The 18359-nt window shown below is 66.5% G+C and carries 17 protein-coding genes and 1 tRNA gene; 8 read left to right on the top strand and 10 right to left on the bottom strand.

Annotated elements, in window-relative coordinates; all coding sequences use genetic code 11:
* The first annotated feature begins 53 nt into the window (after positions 1-53).
* The gene (gene dksA, locus ACO2Q4_RS02325; protein ID WP_311760597.1) at positions 54-476 is read left to right on the top strand and encodes an RNA polymerase-binding protein DksA; all 423 of its coding nucleotides are present in this window, start codon (positions 54-56) and stop codon (positions 474-476) included.
* 72 nt (positions 477-548) lie between these two features.
* Positions 549-1691 carry an FAD-dependent monooxygenase gene (locus tag ACO2Q4_RS02320; RefSeq protein ID WP_423317052.1) on the top strand — a complete coding sequence of 381 codons (1143 nt, stop codon included), beginning with the start codon at positions 549-551 and terminating at the stop codon, positions 1689-1691.
* Here the strand turns inward: ACO2Q4_RS02320 and glmM are convergent.
* From glmM to ACO2Q4_RS02280, 8 genes are all read right to left on the bottom strand, one after another.
* A complete protein-coding gene (gene glmM / locus ACO2Q4_RS02315) occupies positions 1688-3031 on the bottom strand; it encodes a phosphoglucosamine mutase (RefSeq protein WP_395134923.1) in 1344 nt (447 codons plus the stop codon). The two genes, ACO2Q4_RS02320 and glmM, sit on opposite strands and share 4 nt — an antisense overlap.
* Positions 3028-4002: a dihydropteroate synthase gene (gene folP, locus ACO2Q4_RS02310; protein WP_423317049.1), complete on the bottom strand. Its 975-nt coding sequence runs from the start codon at positions 4000-4002 to the stop codon at positions 3028-3030. The genes glmM and folP overlap by 4 nt, the downstream gene beginning before the upstream one ends.
* Complete coding sequence (locus ACO2Q4_RS02305) at positions 3999-4790, bottom strand: dihydroneopterin aldolase (protein WP_423317047.1); 792 nt, start codon at positions 4788-4790, stop codon at positions 3999-4001. The genes folP and ACO2Q4_RS02305 overlap by 4 nt, the downstream gene beginning before the upstream one ends.
* A 69-nt stretch (positions 4791-4859) precedes the next feature.
* Positions 4860-5387 (bottom strand): cell wall hydrolase, encoded by a 528-nt coding sequence (locus ACO2Q4_RS02300; RefSeq protein WP_311760602.1) that lies wholly within the window; start codon positions 5385-5387, stop codon positions 4860-4862.
* 220 nt (positions 5388-5607) lie between these two features.
* Positions 5608-8169 carry a putative PEP-binding protein gene (locus tag ACO2Q4_RS02295; RefSeq protein WP_395134926.1) on the bottom strand — a complete coding sequence of 854 codons (2562 nt, stop codon included), beginning with the start codon at positions 8167-8169 and terminating at the stop codon, positions 5608-5610.
* Positions 8170-8271: 102 nt separating this feature from the next.
* The gene (glyS, locus tag ACO2Q4_RS02290; protein ID WP_423317044.1) at positions 8272-10329 is read right to left on the bottom strand and encodes a glycine--tRNA ligase subunit beta; all 2058 of its coding nucleotides are present in this window, start codon (positions 10327-10329) and stop codon (positions 8272-8274) included.
* Positions 10329-10799: a DUF6446 family protein gene (locus tag ACO2Q4_RS02285; RefSeq protein WP_311760605.1), complete on the bottom strand. Its 471-nt coding sequence runs from the start codon at positions 10797-10799 to the stop codon at positions 10329-10331. Before ACO2Q4_RS02285 ends, glyS begins: the two co-directional genes overlap by 1 nt.
* Position 10800: 1 nt before the next feature.
* Entirely contained in the window at positions 10801-11763 is a 963-nt protein-coding gene (locus ACO2Q4_RS02280) for a glycine--tRNA ligase subunit alpha (protein WP_423317042.1), read from the bottom strand.
* Positions 11764-11849: 86 nt separating this feature from the next.
* On the opposite strand from ACO2Q4_RS02280, the gene ACO2Q4_RS02275 reads away from it, so the two are divergent.
* Complete coding sequence (locus tag ACO2Q4_RS02275) at positions 11850-13325, top strand: peptidoglycan-binding domain-containing protein (protein WP_395134929.1); 1476 nt, start codon at positions 11850-11852, stop codon at positions 13323-13325.
* A gap of 6 nt (positions 13326-13331) precedes the next feature.
* Here the strand turns inward: ACO2Q4_RS02275 and ACO2Q4_RS02270 are convergent, their stop codons facing one another.
* Complete coding sequence (locus ACO2Q4_RS02270) at positions 13332-14780, bottom strand: TrkH family potassium uptake protein (RefSeq protein WP_311760608.1); 1449 nt, start codon at positions 14778-14780, stop codon at positions 13332-13334.
* A 104-nt stretch (positions 14781-14884) separates the two neighbouring features.
* Here ACO2Q4_RS02270 and ACO2Q4_RS02265 point away from each other — a divergent pair.
* The 4 genes from ACO2Q4_RS02265 (at position 14885) to truA (ending at position 16918) form a co-directional block, all read left to right on the top strand.
* Positions 14885-14958: transfer RNA gene (locus ACO2Q4_RS02265), tRNA-Gly, on the top strand.
* A complete protein-coding gene (locus tag ACO2Q4_RS02260) occupies positions 14931-15140 on the top strand; it encodes a hypothetical protein (protein WP_311760609.1) in 210 nt (69 codons plus the stop codon). The genes ACO2Q4_RS02265 and ACO2Q4_RS02260 overlap by 28 nt, the downstream gene beginning before the upstream one ends.
* A gap of 9 nt (positions 15141-15149) precedes the next feature.
* Positions 15150-16130 carry a 5-bromo-4-chloroindolyl phosphate hydrolysis family protein gene (locus tag ACO2Q4_RS02255; protein ID WP_423317039.1) on the top strand — a complete coding sequence of 327 codons (981 nt, stop codon included), beginning with the start codon at positions 15150-15152 and terminating at the stop codon, positions 16128-16130.
* On the top strand, positions 16130-16918 hold the full coding sequence (truA, locus tag ACO2Q4_RS02250; RefSeq protein WP_423317038.1) for a tRNA pseudouridine(38-40) synthase TruA: 789 nt from the start codon (positions 16130-16132) through the stop codon (positions 16916-16918). The genes ACO2Q4_RS02255 and truA overlap by 1 nt, the downstream gene beginning before the upstream one ends.
* 5 nt (positions 16919-16923) lie before the next feature.
* On the opposite strand, the gene ACO2Q4_RS02245 is transcribed toward truA, so the two are convergent.
* Positions 16924-17739 (bottom strand): sugar transferase, encoded by an 816-nt coding sequence (locus tag ACO2Q4_RS02245; RefSeq protein WP_311760612.1) that lies wholly within the window; start codon positions 17737-17739, stop codon positions 16924-16926.
* A 157-nt stretch (positions 17740-17896) separates the two neighbouring features.
* Here ACO2Q4_RS02245 and ACO2Q4_RS02240 point away from each other — a divergent pair, with 157 nt between their 5' ends.
* Positions 17897-18355: a universal stress protein gene (locus ACO2Q4_RS02240; RefSeq protein WP_311760613.1), complete on the top strand. Its 459-nt coding sequence runs from the start codon at positions 17897-17899 to the stop codon at positions 18353-18355.
* The last annotated feature ends 4 nt before the right edge of the window (positions 18356-18359 follow it).

The raw sequence follows: 18359 nt of genomic DNA, 5'->3' as shown, positions 1-18359 counted from the left end.
ACTTTATGGGGGCCGCAAGGTGCGGGCATGCAGGCCCCGCTCCCGGAGGAACGATGAAAGCCCAGACCTTTCTGCCCGAAGATTATCGCCCCGCCGAAGACGAACCTTTCATGAACGAGCGGCAGCTTGAGTATTTCCGCCGCAAGCTGGTTGCGTGGAAGCAGGAGCTTCTGGATCAATCTGCCGAAACGCTTGAAGGATTGCAGGAAAGTGCGCGCAACGTGCCCGACCTTGCCGATCGGGCATCGGAGGAAACGGACCGTGCGCTGGAACTGCGCACCCGTGACCGCCAGCGCAAGCTTGTCAGCAAGATCGACTCGGCCCTGCGCCGGATCGAGACCGGCGAATACGGGTATTGCGAAATGACCGGCGAGCCGATCAGCCTGAAACGGCTGGACGCACGACCTACCGCGACGATGACGCTGGAAGCGCAGGAAAAGCACGAGCGAAAAGAGCGCGTCTATCGCGACGACTGACGTTCCGCACCCCTTCCGGCGGTGTTCATGCGCCGCCGGAAGGGCGGTATTTTTGTATTCAGGGACAAGGCCATGTCCGGTCCTCATTCACTTCCCATTGCAATCATTGGCGGAGGGGTTGCCGGACTGACGGCCGCCTGCGCGCTGGCGCGACGGGGCTTTCCCGTGCAGGTGCTGGAACGCGCGGCCTCGCTGGATGATATCGGCGCGGGGCTGCAAATCTCGCCCAACGCGTTTCGGGTGCTGGACGCGCTGGGGCTTGGCCCGTGCTTCCGCGAGATCTCGTTGCAATCGGAACGGGTCGAGCTTCGCGACACGTCGGGTGCGATGGTGGCGCGGCTCGATCTTGCGCGTTTCCGCCCTCAGGATGAGTTCCGGCTGGTCCATCGCGCAAGGCTGGTCGAGATGCTGGCCGATGCGGCACGCGCTGCAGGGGCCGAGATCGAACTTGGCCACGATGTCCACAGCATCCCACGGGATTGCCGGCTGGTGATCGGGGCCGATGGCGTCAAAAGCCGGACTCGCAGCCTGCTGAATGGGACTCAGGCGCCTTTCTTCACCGGCCAAAGCGCATGGCGGACCCTGATTCCCGCCGAGGAGGAGCCGGCCCCCGCAGCACAGATCTTCATGGGACCGGGGCGCCACCTTGTCAGCTATCCGCTGGCGGGCGGGCTGCGCAATATCGTTGCCGTGCTGGAACGCCCCGACTGGCAGGACGAGGGCTGGTCCCAACCCGGCGACCCCAACGATCTGCGCGCAGCCTTTGCCCGCTTTGGCGGTCCGGTGCCGGGCTGGCTGGAACGGGTTCAGCAGGTCGGCCTTTGGGGCCTTTTCCGTCACCCGGTCGCGCCGCACTGGTATCGCGCGGAAGGTGACGGCCCGGCGCTGGCGCTGATCGGCGATGCCGCCCATCCGACCCTGCCCTTCATGGCGCAGGGTGCGGTCATGGCGATCGAGGATGCCTGGATCCTGGCCGCCTGCCTTGATTCCGGGCGAGAGCTTGGCGCTGCGCTTCAGCACTTCCAAAGCTTGCGCCATCCGCGCTGCGTGCGGATCGTCGACGCCGCGAATGCCAATGCCCGGAACTATCACCTGAAGGGACCGGCCAGGGCCGTGGCCCATGCCGGTCTGCGCACGGTGTCGCGACTGGCGCCCGGCCAGATGATTGGCCGGTTCGCCTGGCTTTACGATTACGATCCGACGACTGCGATCTAGGCCGCGCGCTCGACCGCGGCCACGATCCCCTCGACCACTTCGCGCAGGACAGTTTCGTCCTCGGCTTCGGCCATCACGCGGATCAGGGGCTCGGTCCCCGACTTGCGGATCAGGACGCGACCGGAACCGCTAAGCCGCGCCTCGGCGCGCGCGATCTCGGCCCGGACGGCCTCGGTCGACAGCGGGTCTGCCCCGGCTTGATACCGCACGTTCTTCAGAAGCTGGGGCACCGGGTCGAACTGCGCCACCAGTTCCGAGGCCTTGTGCCCGCTATCGGACAAAGCCGCCAGGAACTGAAGCCCCGCAATCAGGCCGTCGCCGGTGGTGGCATAGTCGGTCATCACGATATGACCCGACTGCTCGCCCCCCAGATTAAAGCCCGCACCGCGCATCCGCTCGACGACATAGCGGTCCCCGACGGCCGTGCGCTCCAGGCGCAGGCCGCGTCCCGCAAGGAAACGCTCCAGCCCCAGATTCGACATCACCGTCGCGACCAGCGCGCCGCCGCGCAGGCGGCCCTGGTCGGCCCAGCGGCCCGCCAGCAGCGCCATGATCTGGTCGCCATCGGCCACCCGGCCCTTTTCGTCGATGATCATGACCCGGTCGGCATCGCCGTCCAGGCTGATGCCCAGATCCGCGCCATGTTCGATCACCGCGCGGGCACAGGCATCGGTGTGGGTCGAGCCGACACCGTCATTGATGTTGTGGCCATTCGGGGTGACGCCCAGCGGGATCACCTCGGCTCCCAATTCCCACAGCACGTCGGGCGCGGCGCGATAGGCCGCGCCATTCGCGCAATCGATCACCACCTTCAGCCCGTCCAGCCGGTGCCCGACCGGGAAGGTGGTCTTGGCATATTCGACATAGCGGCCGCGGCCATCGTCGATCCGCTTCGCGCGACCGATATTCGCAGGTTGGGCGGGCACGATCTCGCCTGCGACGATCGCCTCGATCTCGGCCTCGGCCTCGTCTGACAACTTGAAGCCGTCGGGGCCAAAGAACTTGATGCCGTTATCGGCCGCCGGGTTATGGCTGGCCGAGATCATGATTCCCACATCCGCCCGCATCGAGCGCGTCAGGTATCCGACGGCAGGCGTCGGCACCGGGCCAAGCAGCAGGACGTTCATGCCGGTGCTGGTCAGACCGGCGGTCAGCGCGTTTTCCAGCATATAGCCGGACAGCCGCGTGTCCTTGCCGATGACGACGCGGTGATGTTCCTCGCCGCTGCGCCGGAAATAGCGCCCGGCGGCGGCACCCAGCCGCAACGCCATCTCGGCGGTCATGGGATAGCTGTTGGCCCTGCCCCTGACACCGTCGGTTCCGAAAAGTTTCCTGCTCATTCGCTTCCTCCGGTCACGGCCCGCCAAAGGGCAAGGCCCTGCCTCGTGTCTTCCACGTCATGGACGCGGTGGATTTGTACGCCCTGCGCGACCCCGGCCAATGTCACCGCCAGGGTGCCCGCCGCGCGGTTCGCCGGTTCGTCAGCCCCGCCGATCGCGCCAATGAAGCGCTTGCGCGAAACCCCCAGCAGAATTGCGCAGCCAAGCCCATGAAACAACGAGATCCGCCGCAGGATCGCCAGATTATGCGCTTGGGTTTTGCCAAAACCAATGCCCGGATCGATCACGATCCGACCAAGGGGGATTCCCGCCGAACGCGCACGGTCTATACGGGCCTCGATCGCGTCATAGACATCCAGCAGCACGTCGTCATAGATCGGGTTGTCCTGCATCGTCAGCGGGATACCCTGCGCGTGCATCAGACACACGGCGGCGCCGGTCCCGGCGACGGCAGCCGCCATGCCGGGGTCGAAGTCAAACCCCGAGACGTCGTTGATCAGCCCCGCGCCCGCCGCCACGGCGGCATGGGCAACCCCGGCCTTGCGCGTGTCGACCGAGATGCCTGCCAGTTCGCGCGCGGCCCCAATGACCGGCACGATGCGGGCGATCTCGTCGCGTTCGGGAACTTCCAGCGCGCCGGGGCGGGTCGACTCGCCGCCGATGTCCAGGATCTCGGCCCCCTGTACTTTCAGCGTGCGGGCATGGGCGACAGGATCATAGCGTCCCCCGTCCGAGAAACTGTCGGGCGTCGCATTGACGATGCCCATGATGCGCGGGCGGTCCATTGGCAGACCCAGCACATCCGCGCGCGGCGCGGTCAGGGCGGCCATGACCTCGTCCGGTGCAAGCTCGGACAGGCGCGGAGGCTCTCCCCGGCGCAGGATCTCGAACTGCGAAAAACGGATCCATCCCCCGGCAAGCTGCCAGCGGCCATGCTCGGCGGGGATGGGGCGGAAATAGGTCCGCGTCATCGCGCGCCGATCCGTCCGGACGGGATGGCGAAACCGGGGGGAAGCTCAGGTTCTGCCGCGCCCTCGGGCAGTGCCCAGTCCAGCCGCTCGGCAGACAGGCGATCCGCCAGCCAGATCGCCAGCGCATGGGGGTTGGCAGGCAACCCGGCGACGTCGCGCGCCATCCGCGCAGGCGCCCAGACGACGGCACGCCCCTCGGTCGCGGCCCAGTCAAGCTCGGTCCGGCTGTCCGCGACGGTCACGCCCAGTTGCGCGGCCAGCGCCCAAGCCGCCTGATCCAGCGCGAGAAGCGCGATTTCGCGCCCGTTCCCGCCCTGCGGCACGGGCAGGCCCGGCGCATCCGGCACCAGCACCACCGAGCCCTGCGGCAGGGCCATGGTTGTCCCGTGGAAGATGACGCGGATCGGGGCCTCGACCGGCGCGACCTCGATCCGGGGGGTGCGGCGCAGCAGCGTGACGCCAAGCGCGCCGGGAATCCGGTCCAGCTTCTCGACGGTCACGCTGACCTGCGCGGCGCGGGGATGGGTAAGGACATGGGCGGCGATGATCTCGGCCAGCGTTTCCAGCAGGTCGAGGCGACGATCGCCCAAGCCCGCCGAGACCGCGCCGGTCAGCACGTCATAGCTGAGAATCCGGTCCACCTCGTCATCCGCGCCCGAGACATGGGCGGCGAGTTCGACCTCGAGATTGAAGCGCAGACGCTGGGGTTGCCCCCGCTCGGTCTGGAAGGCGCCGATTTCCGCCGAAACGACGTAATCGCGCAGATGAATGCGATCGGGCTGGTCCATGTGACGCATTTCACAGGAAAACGGCCCCGCCGCAAGGGACGGGGCCGTTTCGATCATGCTTCCTGGGCGTCAGTTCGCCGCCATGCGGCGATCCGAGCGATAGAAATAGTGGCTGCCGATCCGGGTCGTGCGTTCGAACTTGCGCGACCAGGACGGACGGACGCCGCCGGTGTGGAAATAGGTCGCGCCACCGGTCAGGTTGCGCGGTGCGCCCTGCAGCGCCGCTTGGGCGATCTTCTGCGCGCGGGCAAAGGCGCCGCGTTCGCGGATACGCGCCTTTTTATAGGTGAACTGTCCGCGCTGGTTCACAACGCCACAGACGGTTTTCGGGAACCGGGGGTGATCCACGCGGTTGAGAATGACTTCGGCCACGGCGCGTTGGCCCTGGGCGCCTTCACCGCGCGCTTCGAAATAAAGCGCCTCGGACAGGCATTGCAGGTCGGTTTTGCTGACCTGCGGAGTGGCAGCGGCGGCAGTGCGGGTCGGGGTTTTTTCGGATGCGCGGGTGTCCGCGAATGCGGGAGCAGCTGAAATGGTGGGCAGCGCGAGGGCAACACACAGGGAAACGCGCGCCAGCCAAGACATCGGTGTCGACATGTCGATCCTGTTACAAGGGATCCGGTATTCACTGTCCGGACGGTTACGTTCTGGGCCTGGCAGGGCCCTGTTTATGTCCGTTAGAGACCAAGGAAGGTGCCCGGGCTTCCAGCGCACATCGGCGCGAGGCCCGGAATTAGCTGCAAAATAAGGGATTCCAGCGGAAACCCGCCGACGTGCTTTTCCGGAAACAGCGGGATCTGGCCAAAATCGGCAGGTCTTAGGACTCGCGGTTGGCGGCCGATTCTGCGTCTTCGCGACTCATCAGAATCGATTCCTGCGCCGCGGCAAGGCGCGCGACGGGCACTCGGAAGGGCGAACAAGAGACGTAATTGACGCCCGCCCGCAGGCAGAAAGCGATCGATTCCGGGTTGCCGCCATGCTCGCCACAGACCGAGATGGTGATCCCCGGCGCGCGGCTGCGGGCGCGTTCGGTGCCGATGGCGACCAACTCTCCGACGCCTTCCCGGTCGAGGATGTGGAACGGATCCTCGCCATAGACCCCCTGCCCGACATAGGCCGACATGAAGCGGCCGGCATCGTCTCGGGACAGGCCATAGGTCATCTGGGTTAGGTCGTTCGTGCCGAAGGACAGGAAGGCGGCATGTTCGGCAATATCGCCCGCGCGCAGCGCCGCGCGCGGGGTCTCGACCATTACGCCAAGGCGATAGGTGACGTCCTTGCGGGTCTCGTTGCGGACGGCGGCGGCAACGGCATCGATCCGGTTCTTGACCAGTTCGACCTCGCGCCGGGCGCTGACCAGCGGGATCATGATCTCGGGGACCACGGCTTCGCCATTCTTGCTGGCCTGAATCGTCGCCTCGAAGATGGCGCGGGCCTGCATGTCATAGATCTCGGGGACGGTGATCCCCAGCCGGACCCCGCGCATGCCCAGCATGGGGTTGAATTCGCTGAGCGCCTCGACCCGGCGCGTCACATCCGACAGCGGCAGATCCAGCGATTCCGCCAGTTCGCGCATTCCCTCGCGGTCATGGGGCAGGAATTCGTGCAGGGGCGGGTCGAAAAGCCGGATGGTGACGGGAAGTCCGGCCATGATCTCGAACAGCGCGGCAAAATCACTGCGCTGCATCGGCAGCAACCGTTCCAGCGACAGGCGACGGTCCCCGGGCTTGTCGGCAAAGATCATCTCGCGCATCGCCGGCAGGCGCTGGTCGTCGAAGAACATGTGCTCGGTCCGGCAAAGGCCGATCCCCTGCGCGTTGAACATGCGGGCAGTGCGCGCATCTTCGGGCGTGTCGGCATTCGCGCGGATGCGGATGCGGCAATGTGCGTCCGCCCAGTCGAGAAGCTGGGTAAAGCTTTCGTCCAGCGCGGGTTCAAGCATCGCCGCCTCGCCCGCCAGAATCTCGCCGGTGGTCCCGTCGATGGTGATCTGCTCACCCTCGTGGAACATGCGCCCCCCCGCCAGCATGGTCCGGGCGCGCGTGTCGATCGAGATCCCCGAGGCGCCAACGATGCAGGGCAGCCCGATGCCGCGCGCGATCACCGCCGCGTGGCTGGTCATGCCACCGCGCTCGGTCAGGACGGCGGTGGCGGCGTGCATGCCGCGAATATCCTCGGGCACGGTCTCTCGTCGCACCAGAACGCAGCGCTCGCCTCGCGCCTCGGCCGCCTGCGCGGCGGCTGCGCTGAAGACGATCTGCCCGGTCGCCGCGCCGGGACTGGCATTGATGCCCTTGGCGATCAGGTCGCGCGGCGCGTCGGGATCAACCTGGTAATGCAGCAGGTCCGACAGGGCGCGCGGCTCGATCCGCATCACCGCCTCTTCGGTCGGAATGATGCCATCGCGGGCCAGCGCCACGGCGATCCGCACGGCCGCGCGGGAAGAGCGCGGGACGCGCACCGCGTCGATGATCGACAGCTTGCTGTCCGAGACAACGAATTCGACCAGCATTTCCTCGCGCAGGCGTTCGCGGGCGGCGACACCATAGCGGATCAGGTCGGCAAAGACCTCGGGCGCGGCTTCCTCAAGCGAGGGGCCACGCGGGTCGCGGGTCAGGTAAAGGGTCTCAGCCCCCTCGGCTTTGGCCCTGCCCTGACTTTGGCCGCGAAAACGCCCGGTGATGCGTGGCATTCCAGTCGAACTGTCGGCAAGCTGGATCGAACCCGACCCCGTCACCCCCGGCCCGATCGCGAGCGCCATGGTCTGCACGATCAGCCCCAGCGGAGCATGCGGCGGCGCGCCCTTGGCCTGGCGCAGAAGCCGCGCGGTCGGACCGTCCCAGGCACGCGCCATGCTGCGCAGCACCTCGGCCAGTTGCCGGGCCGGGTCCTGCGGAAACTCCTCGTCCGTCTCGTCCTCATAGGCGCGAAGCGCGCCAGCCAACCCGACCTCGTTGTCCGAGAACGCTTCGGCATCCAGTCGCGCGACATGAATCGCAAAGGATTGCACGAAACCCAGATACAGAGCGTCGGCCGCGGCCTGTCCGCGCGTCTCGACCAGCCGGGCATGGCAGGCGTCGTTGATCCCGACGTTCAGGACCGTCCCCGGCCCGCCCCATGCCGGATTTGCCGCCGAGGGCCGGATGCTGACCAGCCCATCTGCTCGCTCGATGACCGCGGCAAGCTGGCGTGGATCGGGGGTCTGCCCGGCCGCGATCGCGCGCACCGCATCGGCCGAGATCGCGAAGCTGAGCGGGACCGGCAATCCCATGCGCACCAGACGTTGCAGGCATTTCGCCCGCCAGCCGTAGCGTGGGACCTGGATCCCCGCCGAAGGGGTGATTTCGACAATGGCATCGGGATCGTTCAGTGCGGTCATGATGCCGTCACATTAGGCACGGGCCAGCGAATGCTGCAAGCGCGAAGAGCGGGGGCCGACTGCCCCCGCACCCCCATGGGTATTTTCGGAACGATGAAGCCGTCAGCCCTCGATCCGGCCGAAATCCGCGACCAGCCGCCCGGCCTCGCGGATGCGGGACAGCAGGTTCAGGCGGTTGCGGCGGACGATCTGGTTGTCCGTATTGATCTGCACGGCCTCGAAGAAGGCGTCGATCGGGGCGCGCAATGTAGCGATCCCCTGCATGGCGGCGGGGAAATCCTCGCCACGCACGGCTTCGCGGATCGCGGGCTCGGCCTTGTCGAGCGCGTCGAAAAGCGCGCGTTCCTGTTCGGTCTCGGCGAATTTCGGATCGGCGCCGAAACTGTATTCGACCCCGTCCTTGGCCTCGGCCTGGGTCAGGATATTGCTGGCGCGCTTCAGACCCTGCAACAGGTTCGTCCCGTCTTCGGTCTTCAGCACGTCATTCAGCGCAACGGCGCGATTCACCAGCAGGACAAGATCGTCGTTGCCGGGCATCGACAGCACCGCATCGATGATGTCGTGGCGGATGCCCTGATCTTTCAGGAAGACCTTGAGCCGGTCGTGGAAGAAGTTGAGGAGATCGGCGGCATCCGCACCGGGATAGCCCTTGGCGGCAATCTCGGACAACTTGCCGCGCACCCCGTTCCCCAGCACCAGCCGGATCACGCCCAGCGCCGCACGGCGCAGGGCGAAGGGATCTTTCGACCCCGTGGGCTTTTCGTCGATCGCCCAGAAGCCGGTCAGCGTGTCCAGCTTGTCGGCCAGCGCCACCGCGATGGAAACGGGCGCGACGGGCACCGCGTCAGAGGGGCCAAGTGGCGAATAGTGATCGCGCGCCGCATCCGCGACGACCGGGGCCTTGCCCGCTTCGAGCGCATAATAGCGCCCCATCGTACCTTGCAGTTCGGGGAATTCGCCGACCATCGCGGAACGCAGGTCCAGCTTGGCCACGCGGGCTGCCTGCTCGACCTCATCCGCATCCGCCCCGACCAGCGGCGCGATTTCGCGCGCCAGTTGGGCAATGCGGTCAATGCGATCGGCCTGCGAACCAAGCTTGCTTTGGAAGGTCACGGATTTCAGGCCCTCGGCCCAGTCGGCCATGCCCGATTTCGCCTCGCGGCGGTCGTTTTCCCAGAAGAACACGGCGTCCGACAGCCGGGCGGCCAGCACGCGCTGATTGCCCTTCAGGATCGTCTCGCCATTGTCCGGCGTCTCGATATTGGCGACGGTCACGAAGCCTTCGATCCGACCCGTTTTGGGGTTCCGGGCCGAGAAGAACTTCTGATGCTCCTTCATCGAGGTCTGCAGCACCTCGGGCGGAAGGGTCAGGAACCGGTCCTCGATCACGCCCATCAGCGGCACCGGCCATTCGACCAGCCCCGCAACTTCAGAGAGCAGGCCGTCGTCGGGCATGATATCCCAGCCGCGGGCAAAGGCGAGGTTCGCGGCTTCCTGCCGGATCGCGGCCTCGCGTTCGGCGCTGTCCAGCATGACGCGGGCGCGGCGCAGCTTGGCCGCGTAATCGTCGAAGCCGGTGACAGTGATCTCGTCCGGGGCCATGAAGCGGTGGCCGCGCGTGGTATTCCCGGCGGTGATCCCCTCGACCTCCAGCGGGACGACATTCGCGCCGCCCTCGTCGGACAGAAGGCAGATGATCGAATGCAGCGGGCGGACCCAGCGCAGCGAACCCGTACCCCAGCGCATCGACTTGGGCCAGGGGAAATTGCGGATCGCGGAGTCCAGTACCTCGGCCACGATTTCCGCAGCGGGGCGGCCAGCCTTGGCGATGACGGCGAACCAGACCTGGCCCTTCTTGTCGTCACGCGCCTGAAGCTGGTCCTTCGTCAATCCTGTCGAGCGCAGAAAGCCCTCCAGCGCGGCGTCCGGGGCGTCGGTGCGCGGTCCCTTGCGTTCCTCGCGCGTCGTCGGGCTGTGGGCAGTCAGACCCTCGACGGTCAGAACCAGGCGGCGCGGCGTCGAAAAAGCACCGGCACTGGCATAGGTCAGGCCAGCCGCGACCAGCCCGTCGGTCACCAGTTTCTTCAGGTCCTCGCGCGCGCGGGCCTGCATCCGCGCCGGGATTTCTTCCGAGAAAAGCTCGATCAGAAGGTCGGGCATCAGTCCATCACTCCGCGTTCGGGGGTCTTGTCGTTGAATTGGTGCCAGCCAAAGGCGCGGCCGTCGGGATAGACGGCGATCACCCGATCCACATCAGGGCGGATCTCGGGCTGGGACAGATAGGCCTTGGCCGCGCCGGAGGCGAGATCCGCCGCGATCCGGCCCGCGTCAAAGCAGGAAAACCAGCCGGGGCCGATCAGCGGCGTCGCCCCGGCAAAGGGTTCGGCATCGGCCGGCAACGGTTGGTCCAGTCGGAAGCAGCCGCGCCAGCGGATGGGCGAGCTTGAGGCGTCGATCGCCTCAAGATCGCCGGCCTGCAGTGGCACCGCCTGCCCGCCCGCCATCACGGTAATCGCGACACCCGCCGGGTCCACGCGTTCGTAGAATCCGTATTCCTGCGCATACCAGACCCCGACGCCCGCGACGAGCGCGGCGCCAAGGATCAGCAATGCGGGAATGCGGCCGTTCACGTCAGGCCCCTGCCGGGAAGTCGGGAAGCGGCTCGCCCGTCGCGGCCGAGGTGGTCACGAACAGATCCGCGCAGCGCTTCGCCAGCGCCCGGACCCGACCGATATAGGCCTGACGCTCGGTGACCGAGATCACGCCACGCGCGTCAAGCAGGTTGAACAGGTGGCTGGCCTTGATCGCCTGATCATAGGCCGGATGCGCCATCGGGATCGCGCGACCGGCGCTGTCGGCATCAGCAGCGTCCAGCGTGCGGGCGCATTCGGCCTCGGCATCCTCGAAATGCTTCAGCAGGGTCGCAGTATCGGCCTGCTCGAAGTTCCAGCGGGAATACTCGCGCTCGGCCTGACGGAAGATGTCGCCATAGCTCAGCGGGATCGGGCTTGCCGGATCGTTGAAGGGCATGTCCATGACATGCTCGCAGCCCAGCACATACATCGCCAGACGCTCAAGCCCATAGGTCAGCTCGCCCGAGACCGGGCGGCAGTCATGGCCGCCGACCTGCTGGAAATAGGTGAACTGGCTGACTTCCATGCCGTCGCACCAGACCTCCCAGCCAAGGCCCCATGCGCCCAGCGTCGGGCTTTCCCAGTCATCCTCGACAAAGCGCACGTCATGGATCATCGGGTCCAGACCGATTGCCTTCAGCGAACCCAGATACAGATCCTGCAGGTTCGCGGGCGACGGTTTGATGATGACCTGGTACTGGTAATAGTGCTGCAGCCGGTTCGGGTTTTCGCCATAGCGACCATCGGTCGGGCGGCGCGAGGGCTGGACATAGGCCGCGGCCCAAGGGCGCGCACCCAGGCTGCGCAGGGTGGTGGCCGGGTGGAAGGTGCCGGCCCCGACCTCCATGTCATAGGGTTGCAGCACGGCGCATCCTTGCGCGGCCCAATAGGACTGCAGGCGCAGGATCACGTCCTGAAAGCAGACGGGTTTCGCCGTCTGATTGTCCTGGGGGCTGGTCATCGCTGCATCCTTTTGCATAACTGGCAAGTAGGGTCAGCCGCCTTCTAGGCAGAGGGCGGCGCAGGGTCAATGAGAGGGAATTGCGCATGCGGCGCTTTGCAATCGTCTTCGGTGCGGCCCTGCCGCTTCTTGGCGCGTCCGGCGCGCTGGCCGAGGATGTCCTGATCCGGGTCGAAGCGAAGCGTGGGACCGAGGTCGCACGCAGCGCCGCCCAGGGCTGGAGCGAGCGTTTCGACGATGTCGTGACCTTTCCGCTCAGCGATGGCTGGATCGGCATCGGTCTTGGCCCGATGCCACGCGAACAGGCGACCGCACGGCTGCGGCAACTCAGGTCGGATGGTCAGGTGCCCGGCGACAGCTTCATCGCCCCGGCTGACGGGCGACGGCTGACGCAGGTCGATTCCCCCACGACTCCGGATGCGTCAGCCGCCGCACCCGAACCCGTGGCAGCCGTGCCCCCCGAAGCCCCCGCCGCGGACACAGGCCCGGTCGCAGCCGGGACACCCGGCACCCCCTCGACCTTCCCCCAGCCTGCCGCGCCCGAGGTGGTGACGCCGGTCGAGCCGCCTGCCCCGGCCAAGGTATTCCTGCGCCTGGAATCGACCACCGACCGCGCCAAGGCCGAAGAAATGCTGGCGAAGTGGCGCGAGACCCTGCCCGAAGCCGGGCTGTGGACGCTTCCGAACGGCCGTCTGGCCATCGCCTTCGGTCCCGTCGAGGAACCGACCGGCGAGGCCTGGCTGACGGCCTTCAAGGCTGCGGGCGCGATCCCGAAGGACGCCTTCCTGACCTCGCCCGAAGAGGTCGGCGAAGTCGCGATCGCGGGCAGCGCACCCGAACTGGCCCCGCCCCCCGCCACCGACGCGGCGCGCCCCGCCATGCCGTCGCTTGAAGACATCCAGCGCGCCCTGCGTTGGGCCGGGCATTACGACGGCGCGATCGATGGCAAGGACGGTCCGATGACACGCGCAGCCATCGCGGCCGAGATCGTGCGCCTTCGTGCCTCGCCCGATACCGCGACCGCAATGGCCGAACTGACCCGCCGTCGCGAGGCATGGCGGACCGAGATGGGCCTGACCGAGTTGCAGGACAGCCACACCGGCCTGGCCCTGCCCGCGCCGATGGACCGGCTGCAATTCGACCGGGCGGAACGAGCGCTTTCGATCTATGGCCCCAAGGACGGGTCGGGGGCGGCGTTGATCCTGTTCTCGCAACCCGGCGGACAGCAGGAATTGCAGGACCTGTCCGGCCTTGTCACCGCGCTTGGCTGGGTGCCTGCGCCGACACGTCGCATTCAGAAGGGCAGCATCATCCTGGACGGTCGCAACCAGACCCATATCGGCCATGCCGAGGGGCGCGTGGTCGACGGGCACGCGCAGGGCTTCGTCTTGATCTGGCCGGTGCAGAACCCCGAAGAGCAGCGCCGTCTGGCGGCCGAGCTTTCCGACAATATCGCCCGTTTCGCCCCGGGCGCTGGTGAAGCGGTACCCGAGATACCCGCCATCGCCCCCGCGACCGAGGTGACAACCCAGACCGGAGTGGCCTCTCCCGCGACGCCGTGACGCCCTTCAGCTGCGCCAGAAGCGCGGCAGCAGCAGGACCAGAACCGTCATCAGTTCCAGACGACCGACATACATGCCGACCGACATCATCCACTTGGCGGCGGTCGGCAGCTGGTCGACCGCGCCATTCGGGCTAAGCTCTGGCCCCCACAGGACGCCGACATTGGCGATGGCGGTCCAGGCCCCGGTCAGCGCGGTGCGAGGATGCAGCCCGGTCATCGCAAGCCCAAGGATCAGCAGCCCGAAGGTCATCATGAACAGGGTGAAGAAGGTCATGACGGAATCGACGACCTCCTGATCCAGCGGCCGGTTGTCATAGCGCAGGGGAAAGATCCGGTGGGGCGACTGCATCCGCCGCAACTGCGCTTTTACCGCCTGAATCAGAACCAGATAGCGAAACACCTTGACCGAGCACGAGGTCGAGCCGGTGCATCCGCCGATCAACCCCGCCACAACCAGCACGACAAAGGGGAAATGCCCCCATTGCGTCACGTCGGTCGAAACAAGGCCTGTCCCCGAGAAGGTCGAAACGACGTTGAACACCGTCTCGCGAATGATCGCGGGCGGATCCTTGGCGTCCAGCACCAGCAGGCGATAGATGACGATTGCCGCGACCGCGTAGAAGATCCAGCGCAGATAGGCCCGGACCTGCACATCGGTCCAGATCGGCCCCGGCGCGCCCCGCACCAGCTGCACCATGCGGATGAACGGGATCGAGGCCAGGATCATGAAGAACGACGCGGCATATTCCAGCGGCCCGATATAGGGGCCGAAGCTGGAATCGTAGTTCGAGAATCCGCCCGTCGAGCAGGTCGACATCGCCAGCACCAGCGCGTCGAAACCGTTCATTCCCATCAGGATATAGACGATGGCGCAGATCGCGGTCAGCGCGATATAGACCCATGTCATCTCGCGCGCGATGTCGAAGGCGCGCGGCAGGATCTTGCCCAGCGTGTCGAAGCCTTCGGACTTGAAGAACTGCATCCCGCCGACCTTCATTACCGGCAGAAAGATCATCGCGACGACGATGATCCCAAGCCCCCCCGACCAGTTCAGGAAGCCGCGCCACAGGTTCGTGCCCTTGGGCAGGCTGTCGATATCGGGAAATGCGGTGGTGCCGGTGGTGGTCAGGCCCGACATCGCCTCGAAATAGGCATCGGTAAAGCTGGCATGGGGCGCGCCGACCATGAAGGGAACGGCCCCCGCCGCCGGCAGCACCGCCCAGATTGCGGCCGTCAGCAGAAAGGCCTGCTCCAGCGTCATCGCCCGGCTTGCGCCCTGCGTCGCCAGCGTAACCAGCCCGCCCGCCAGCGTGGTCAGGATCGCCGCCTCAAGGAAGGATTGCCAATGCGGATCACCCGCCCACCAGTCGGCAAGCATCGGAAAGACCATCGCCGCGCCCAGCGTGATGACCAGTTTGCCGACGGTATTGGCCACGGGACGGACGTCGATCATGGCTAACTGCTTGCCGTGACTGCCCGTCCCCGTCAAGCGGATGCCTCGTACCGGGTTCGCGGCGCTTGCAAGCCCGCGCGAGCCTGAGTATAGAAAGCCCCGATGCGGGTGTAGCTCAATGGTAGAGCAGCAGCCTTCCAAGCTGAATACGTGGGTTCGATTCCCATCACCCGCTCCATCATCCCCCCTGCCGCCACGCTGTCCGGCCCCGCCCTTTCTTTCGGCGGCAGCGGTCACTATATGCTGCGGGCAATCCTCAAGGGCGAAAGGAAGCAGATGTCCCGGAAAGCGACCCAGCGCCTGTCCTTTTTCCTGCTGATGGGGCTGACCCTGTACGCCTCGTTCGTGGGCGCGGGCTGAGGCGGGACCATGGCCAGACGCTTTCAGGGTCCGTTCTCGCCCTCCGCCCGGCAATCCGGCGATGGGACCATGCCGCCGCTGCGTTCCCAGCCCGGCCAGATCCGGCATCCGCTGGAATCGCGGACGCGTTGGGTCACGATCATGGCCTTCCCCTTTCTCATCAGCGCGTTCTGGCAGGACCCCTTCGGGCTGGTCATGCATCTTTGCGCCTTTGGCGGCATTGCCGCCGGCATGTTCCTGACCCGCGAGGGGCTGCAAGCCGAGGCCGCCTATGCCGCGCGGCGCGTCGCGCGCCGGCCCGCCATCCCGCGCAAGCTGTTCGGTGGCATCCTGACGGGGCTGGGGCTTGCGCTGGGGTCCTATGCGCCGGGCGCCGAACTGGGCGCGGGCGTGATCGGCGTCGCGGGAGCGGTGCTGCACTGGCTTTGCTTTGGCCCCGACCCGATGCGCGACAAGGGGATGGAGGGCATCGACAGCTTCCAGCAGGACCGCGCGCATCGCATCATTGCCGAGGGCGAGGCCCATCTTCAGGCCATGCAGGACGCCATCCTGCGCACCGGCGATCGCCGGCTTGAGGCGCGGGTCGCGATGTTCAGCGCCACCGCCCGCGATCTTTTCGCCCGGATCGAGCAGAACCCGGCCGAGATCGCAGGGGCGCGCCGCTATCTTGGCGTCTATCTTCAGGGTGCGCGCGACGCGACGGTGAAGTTCGCGGACCTTTACGTCCAGACCCATGACCAGCGCGCGCGGCAGGATTACGAAACCCTGCTCGCGGATCTGGAGACCGGCTTCTCGGCGCGGATCCGCAGGTTGATCGAGGGCGGCAAGGAAGACCTGGATGTCGAGATCAGCGTGCTGCGTGACCGGCTGTCGCGCGAAGGCGTGGGCCAGCCCGCCCCAACCGCCGCAAAATCCCCGTCCGAGTTGGAACGGCCGATGACGCTGGACGATCTGCTGATTCCCCGCGAAGGCCAGAAGCAGTCCCGCTGATGCCCCGTTACGCCCTGTTGATCGAATATGACGGCGCTCCGTTTGCCGGATGGCAGGCCCAGGCCGACCAGCCCAGCGCGCAGGGTGCGATCGAAGCTGCTCTGGCCCGGCTGGACAAGGGCTTTGCCGCTGGCGCGCGCATCGCCGCCGCGGGCCGTACCGATGCCGGCGTCCATGCCACCGGTCAGGTCGCCCATGCCGATCTGGCGCGGGACTGGGACCCTTTCCGACTGTCCGAGGCGCTGAACTGGCACCTGAAGCCCGCGCCTGTCGCCATCCTGTCCGCCGCTCGGGTAAAGGACGATTTCCACGCCCGTTTCTCGGCGGTCGAGCGGCGCTACCTGTTCCGGCTGGTTGCGCGCCGTGCCCCCGTCACCCATGATCGCGGCGCGGTCTGGCAGGTGCTGAGCCCGCTGGACATCGACGCGATGCGGGCGGGCGCGGCGCATCTGATCGGCCTGCACGATTTCACCACCTTCCGTTCGACCATGTGCCAGTCGAAAAGCCCGGTGAAGACGCTGGACGAAATCCGGATCGAGGAAATCGAGATACCGCAGGGGCGCGAATACCGCTTTCACCTGCGGGCGCGGTCCTTCCTGCACAACCAGGTCCGCTCGATCGTGGGCACGCTGGAGCGGGTCGGCGCGGGCTCATGGTCCCCCGACCGCGTGGCTGAGGCGCTGGCCGCACGCGACCGCGCCGCCTGCGGTCCGGTCTGTCCGCCGCAGGGCCTGTATCTGACCGGAGTGGGATATCCGCTGGACCCGTTCGCGGGCCGGAATGGCTGAGAGAATCACTCGGCCGGTACGCTGCCTTTGGCCGGAGTTTCCTGCAGTATCTGTGCAGGCGTACCTTCGCCCGACGGAATCCGGCGGCGTCCCCGGCCCTGCCAGTTCGGAACCAGCACCGTCATGAAGGTATGCCAGATGATCCACAGGTCGACGCGCAGGCTGCGGCGGCGCTGATAGATCAGGTCCAGACGCAGTTTGGTCGGCAGGCAGCGGCGGTAATAGGCGTCTTCGGTCGCCTCGGCCGTGGCGCAGCGCGCCATGATCCGATCCTCATGCGCGTGATAGATCATGGTCGCAAGACCGGTCACGCCAGGGCGATTGCGCAGCACCTGATTGTACAGCGCCGGGAACCGCTCGACATATTCGCGCAGGGGCGGGCGCGGTCCGACAAAGCTCATATCGCCGCGAAGGATATTGAAAAGTTGGGGCAATTCGTCGATCCGCGACCGCCGAAGCAGGCGGCCCACGCGGGTAATGCGCCAGTGCTTATGCGCACCGGTCGCCCCGAAGTCACCGTCTTCGCACAGCATGGTGCGGAACTTCAGCAAGTCGAACTGCTCGCCCGGGGCGCGCATCCGGGGCGCGACATAGAAAAGCGGACGGCCCTGCATCACCAGAAGGACGGCGGCGACAATCGCCATGACCACGGAAAGCGGCACCAAAAGCAGCAAAGCGAAGGTGATGTCGAAGACCCGCTTGCCGAAAGTCATGCCGATCCGGGCGGCCGGATCCTCTTGCGCAATCCACGACACATTCAGTCCCCGGACCGGGGCCATGTCACGATGATCGCTGCTGTCCCAATCATGATGAATTGTCACAGTACGATCCTACAGTGGTGGGTCTGTTTTGTATGTTTTCGCCTTAACATAGGGCAAGGCAATTGAAAACGAACGCAAGGGGGAAAGCGCGACAGACTTGCGCGGGCGTGTCCTTTCGGCCAGTCTTTGCCAAGCCCGTGTCAGCCGGGAAGAGGTCATGCGCAAATTTCTGGTCGTTCTGGACGACTCCCACGAATGCCTGAACGCGATCCGTTTCGCCGCGATGCGCGCGGCCAGGACGGGCGGCGCCGTTCAGGTCCTGGCGGTGATCCAGGCTGCGGACATCCAGCACGGCATGGGCGTGGCCGAGGTCATGCGCGCCGAGGCCTATGAACGCATCCACGCGCATTTCGAAGTCTTTGCGAAATGGATGCGCGACCGTCCGGGAATCGATCCCGAACTGATCGTGCGCGAGGGCGAATCCGGCAACGAACTTCTGGCCCAGATCGGCGCGGATCCCGAGATCGGGGTCGTAGTACTCGCCGCCTCGACCGAATCCGCCGGACCCGGGCCGCTGATTTCGCGCCTGATGCGCGAAATGGCGACGCTTCCCTGCTCTGTCACAATCGTGCCGGGCGGCATGTCGCGGGAACGGCTGGAACAGATCACCGCCTGATGGA

This window comes from Paracoccus sp. KR1-242 (assembly GCF_049446195.1).
GTDB classification, from domain to species: domain Bacteria; phylum Pseudomonadota; class Alphaproteobacteria; order Rhodobacterales; family Rhodobacteraceae; genus Paracoccus; species Paracoccus broussonetiae.
The sequence above is the reverse complement of the archived record's forward strand: the minus strand, read 5'-3'. Positions and strand labels throughout refer to the sequence as shown.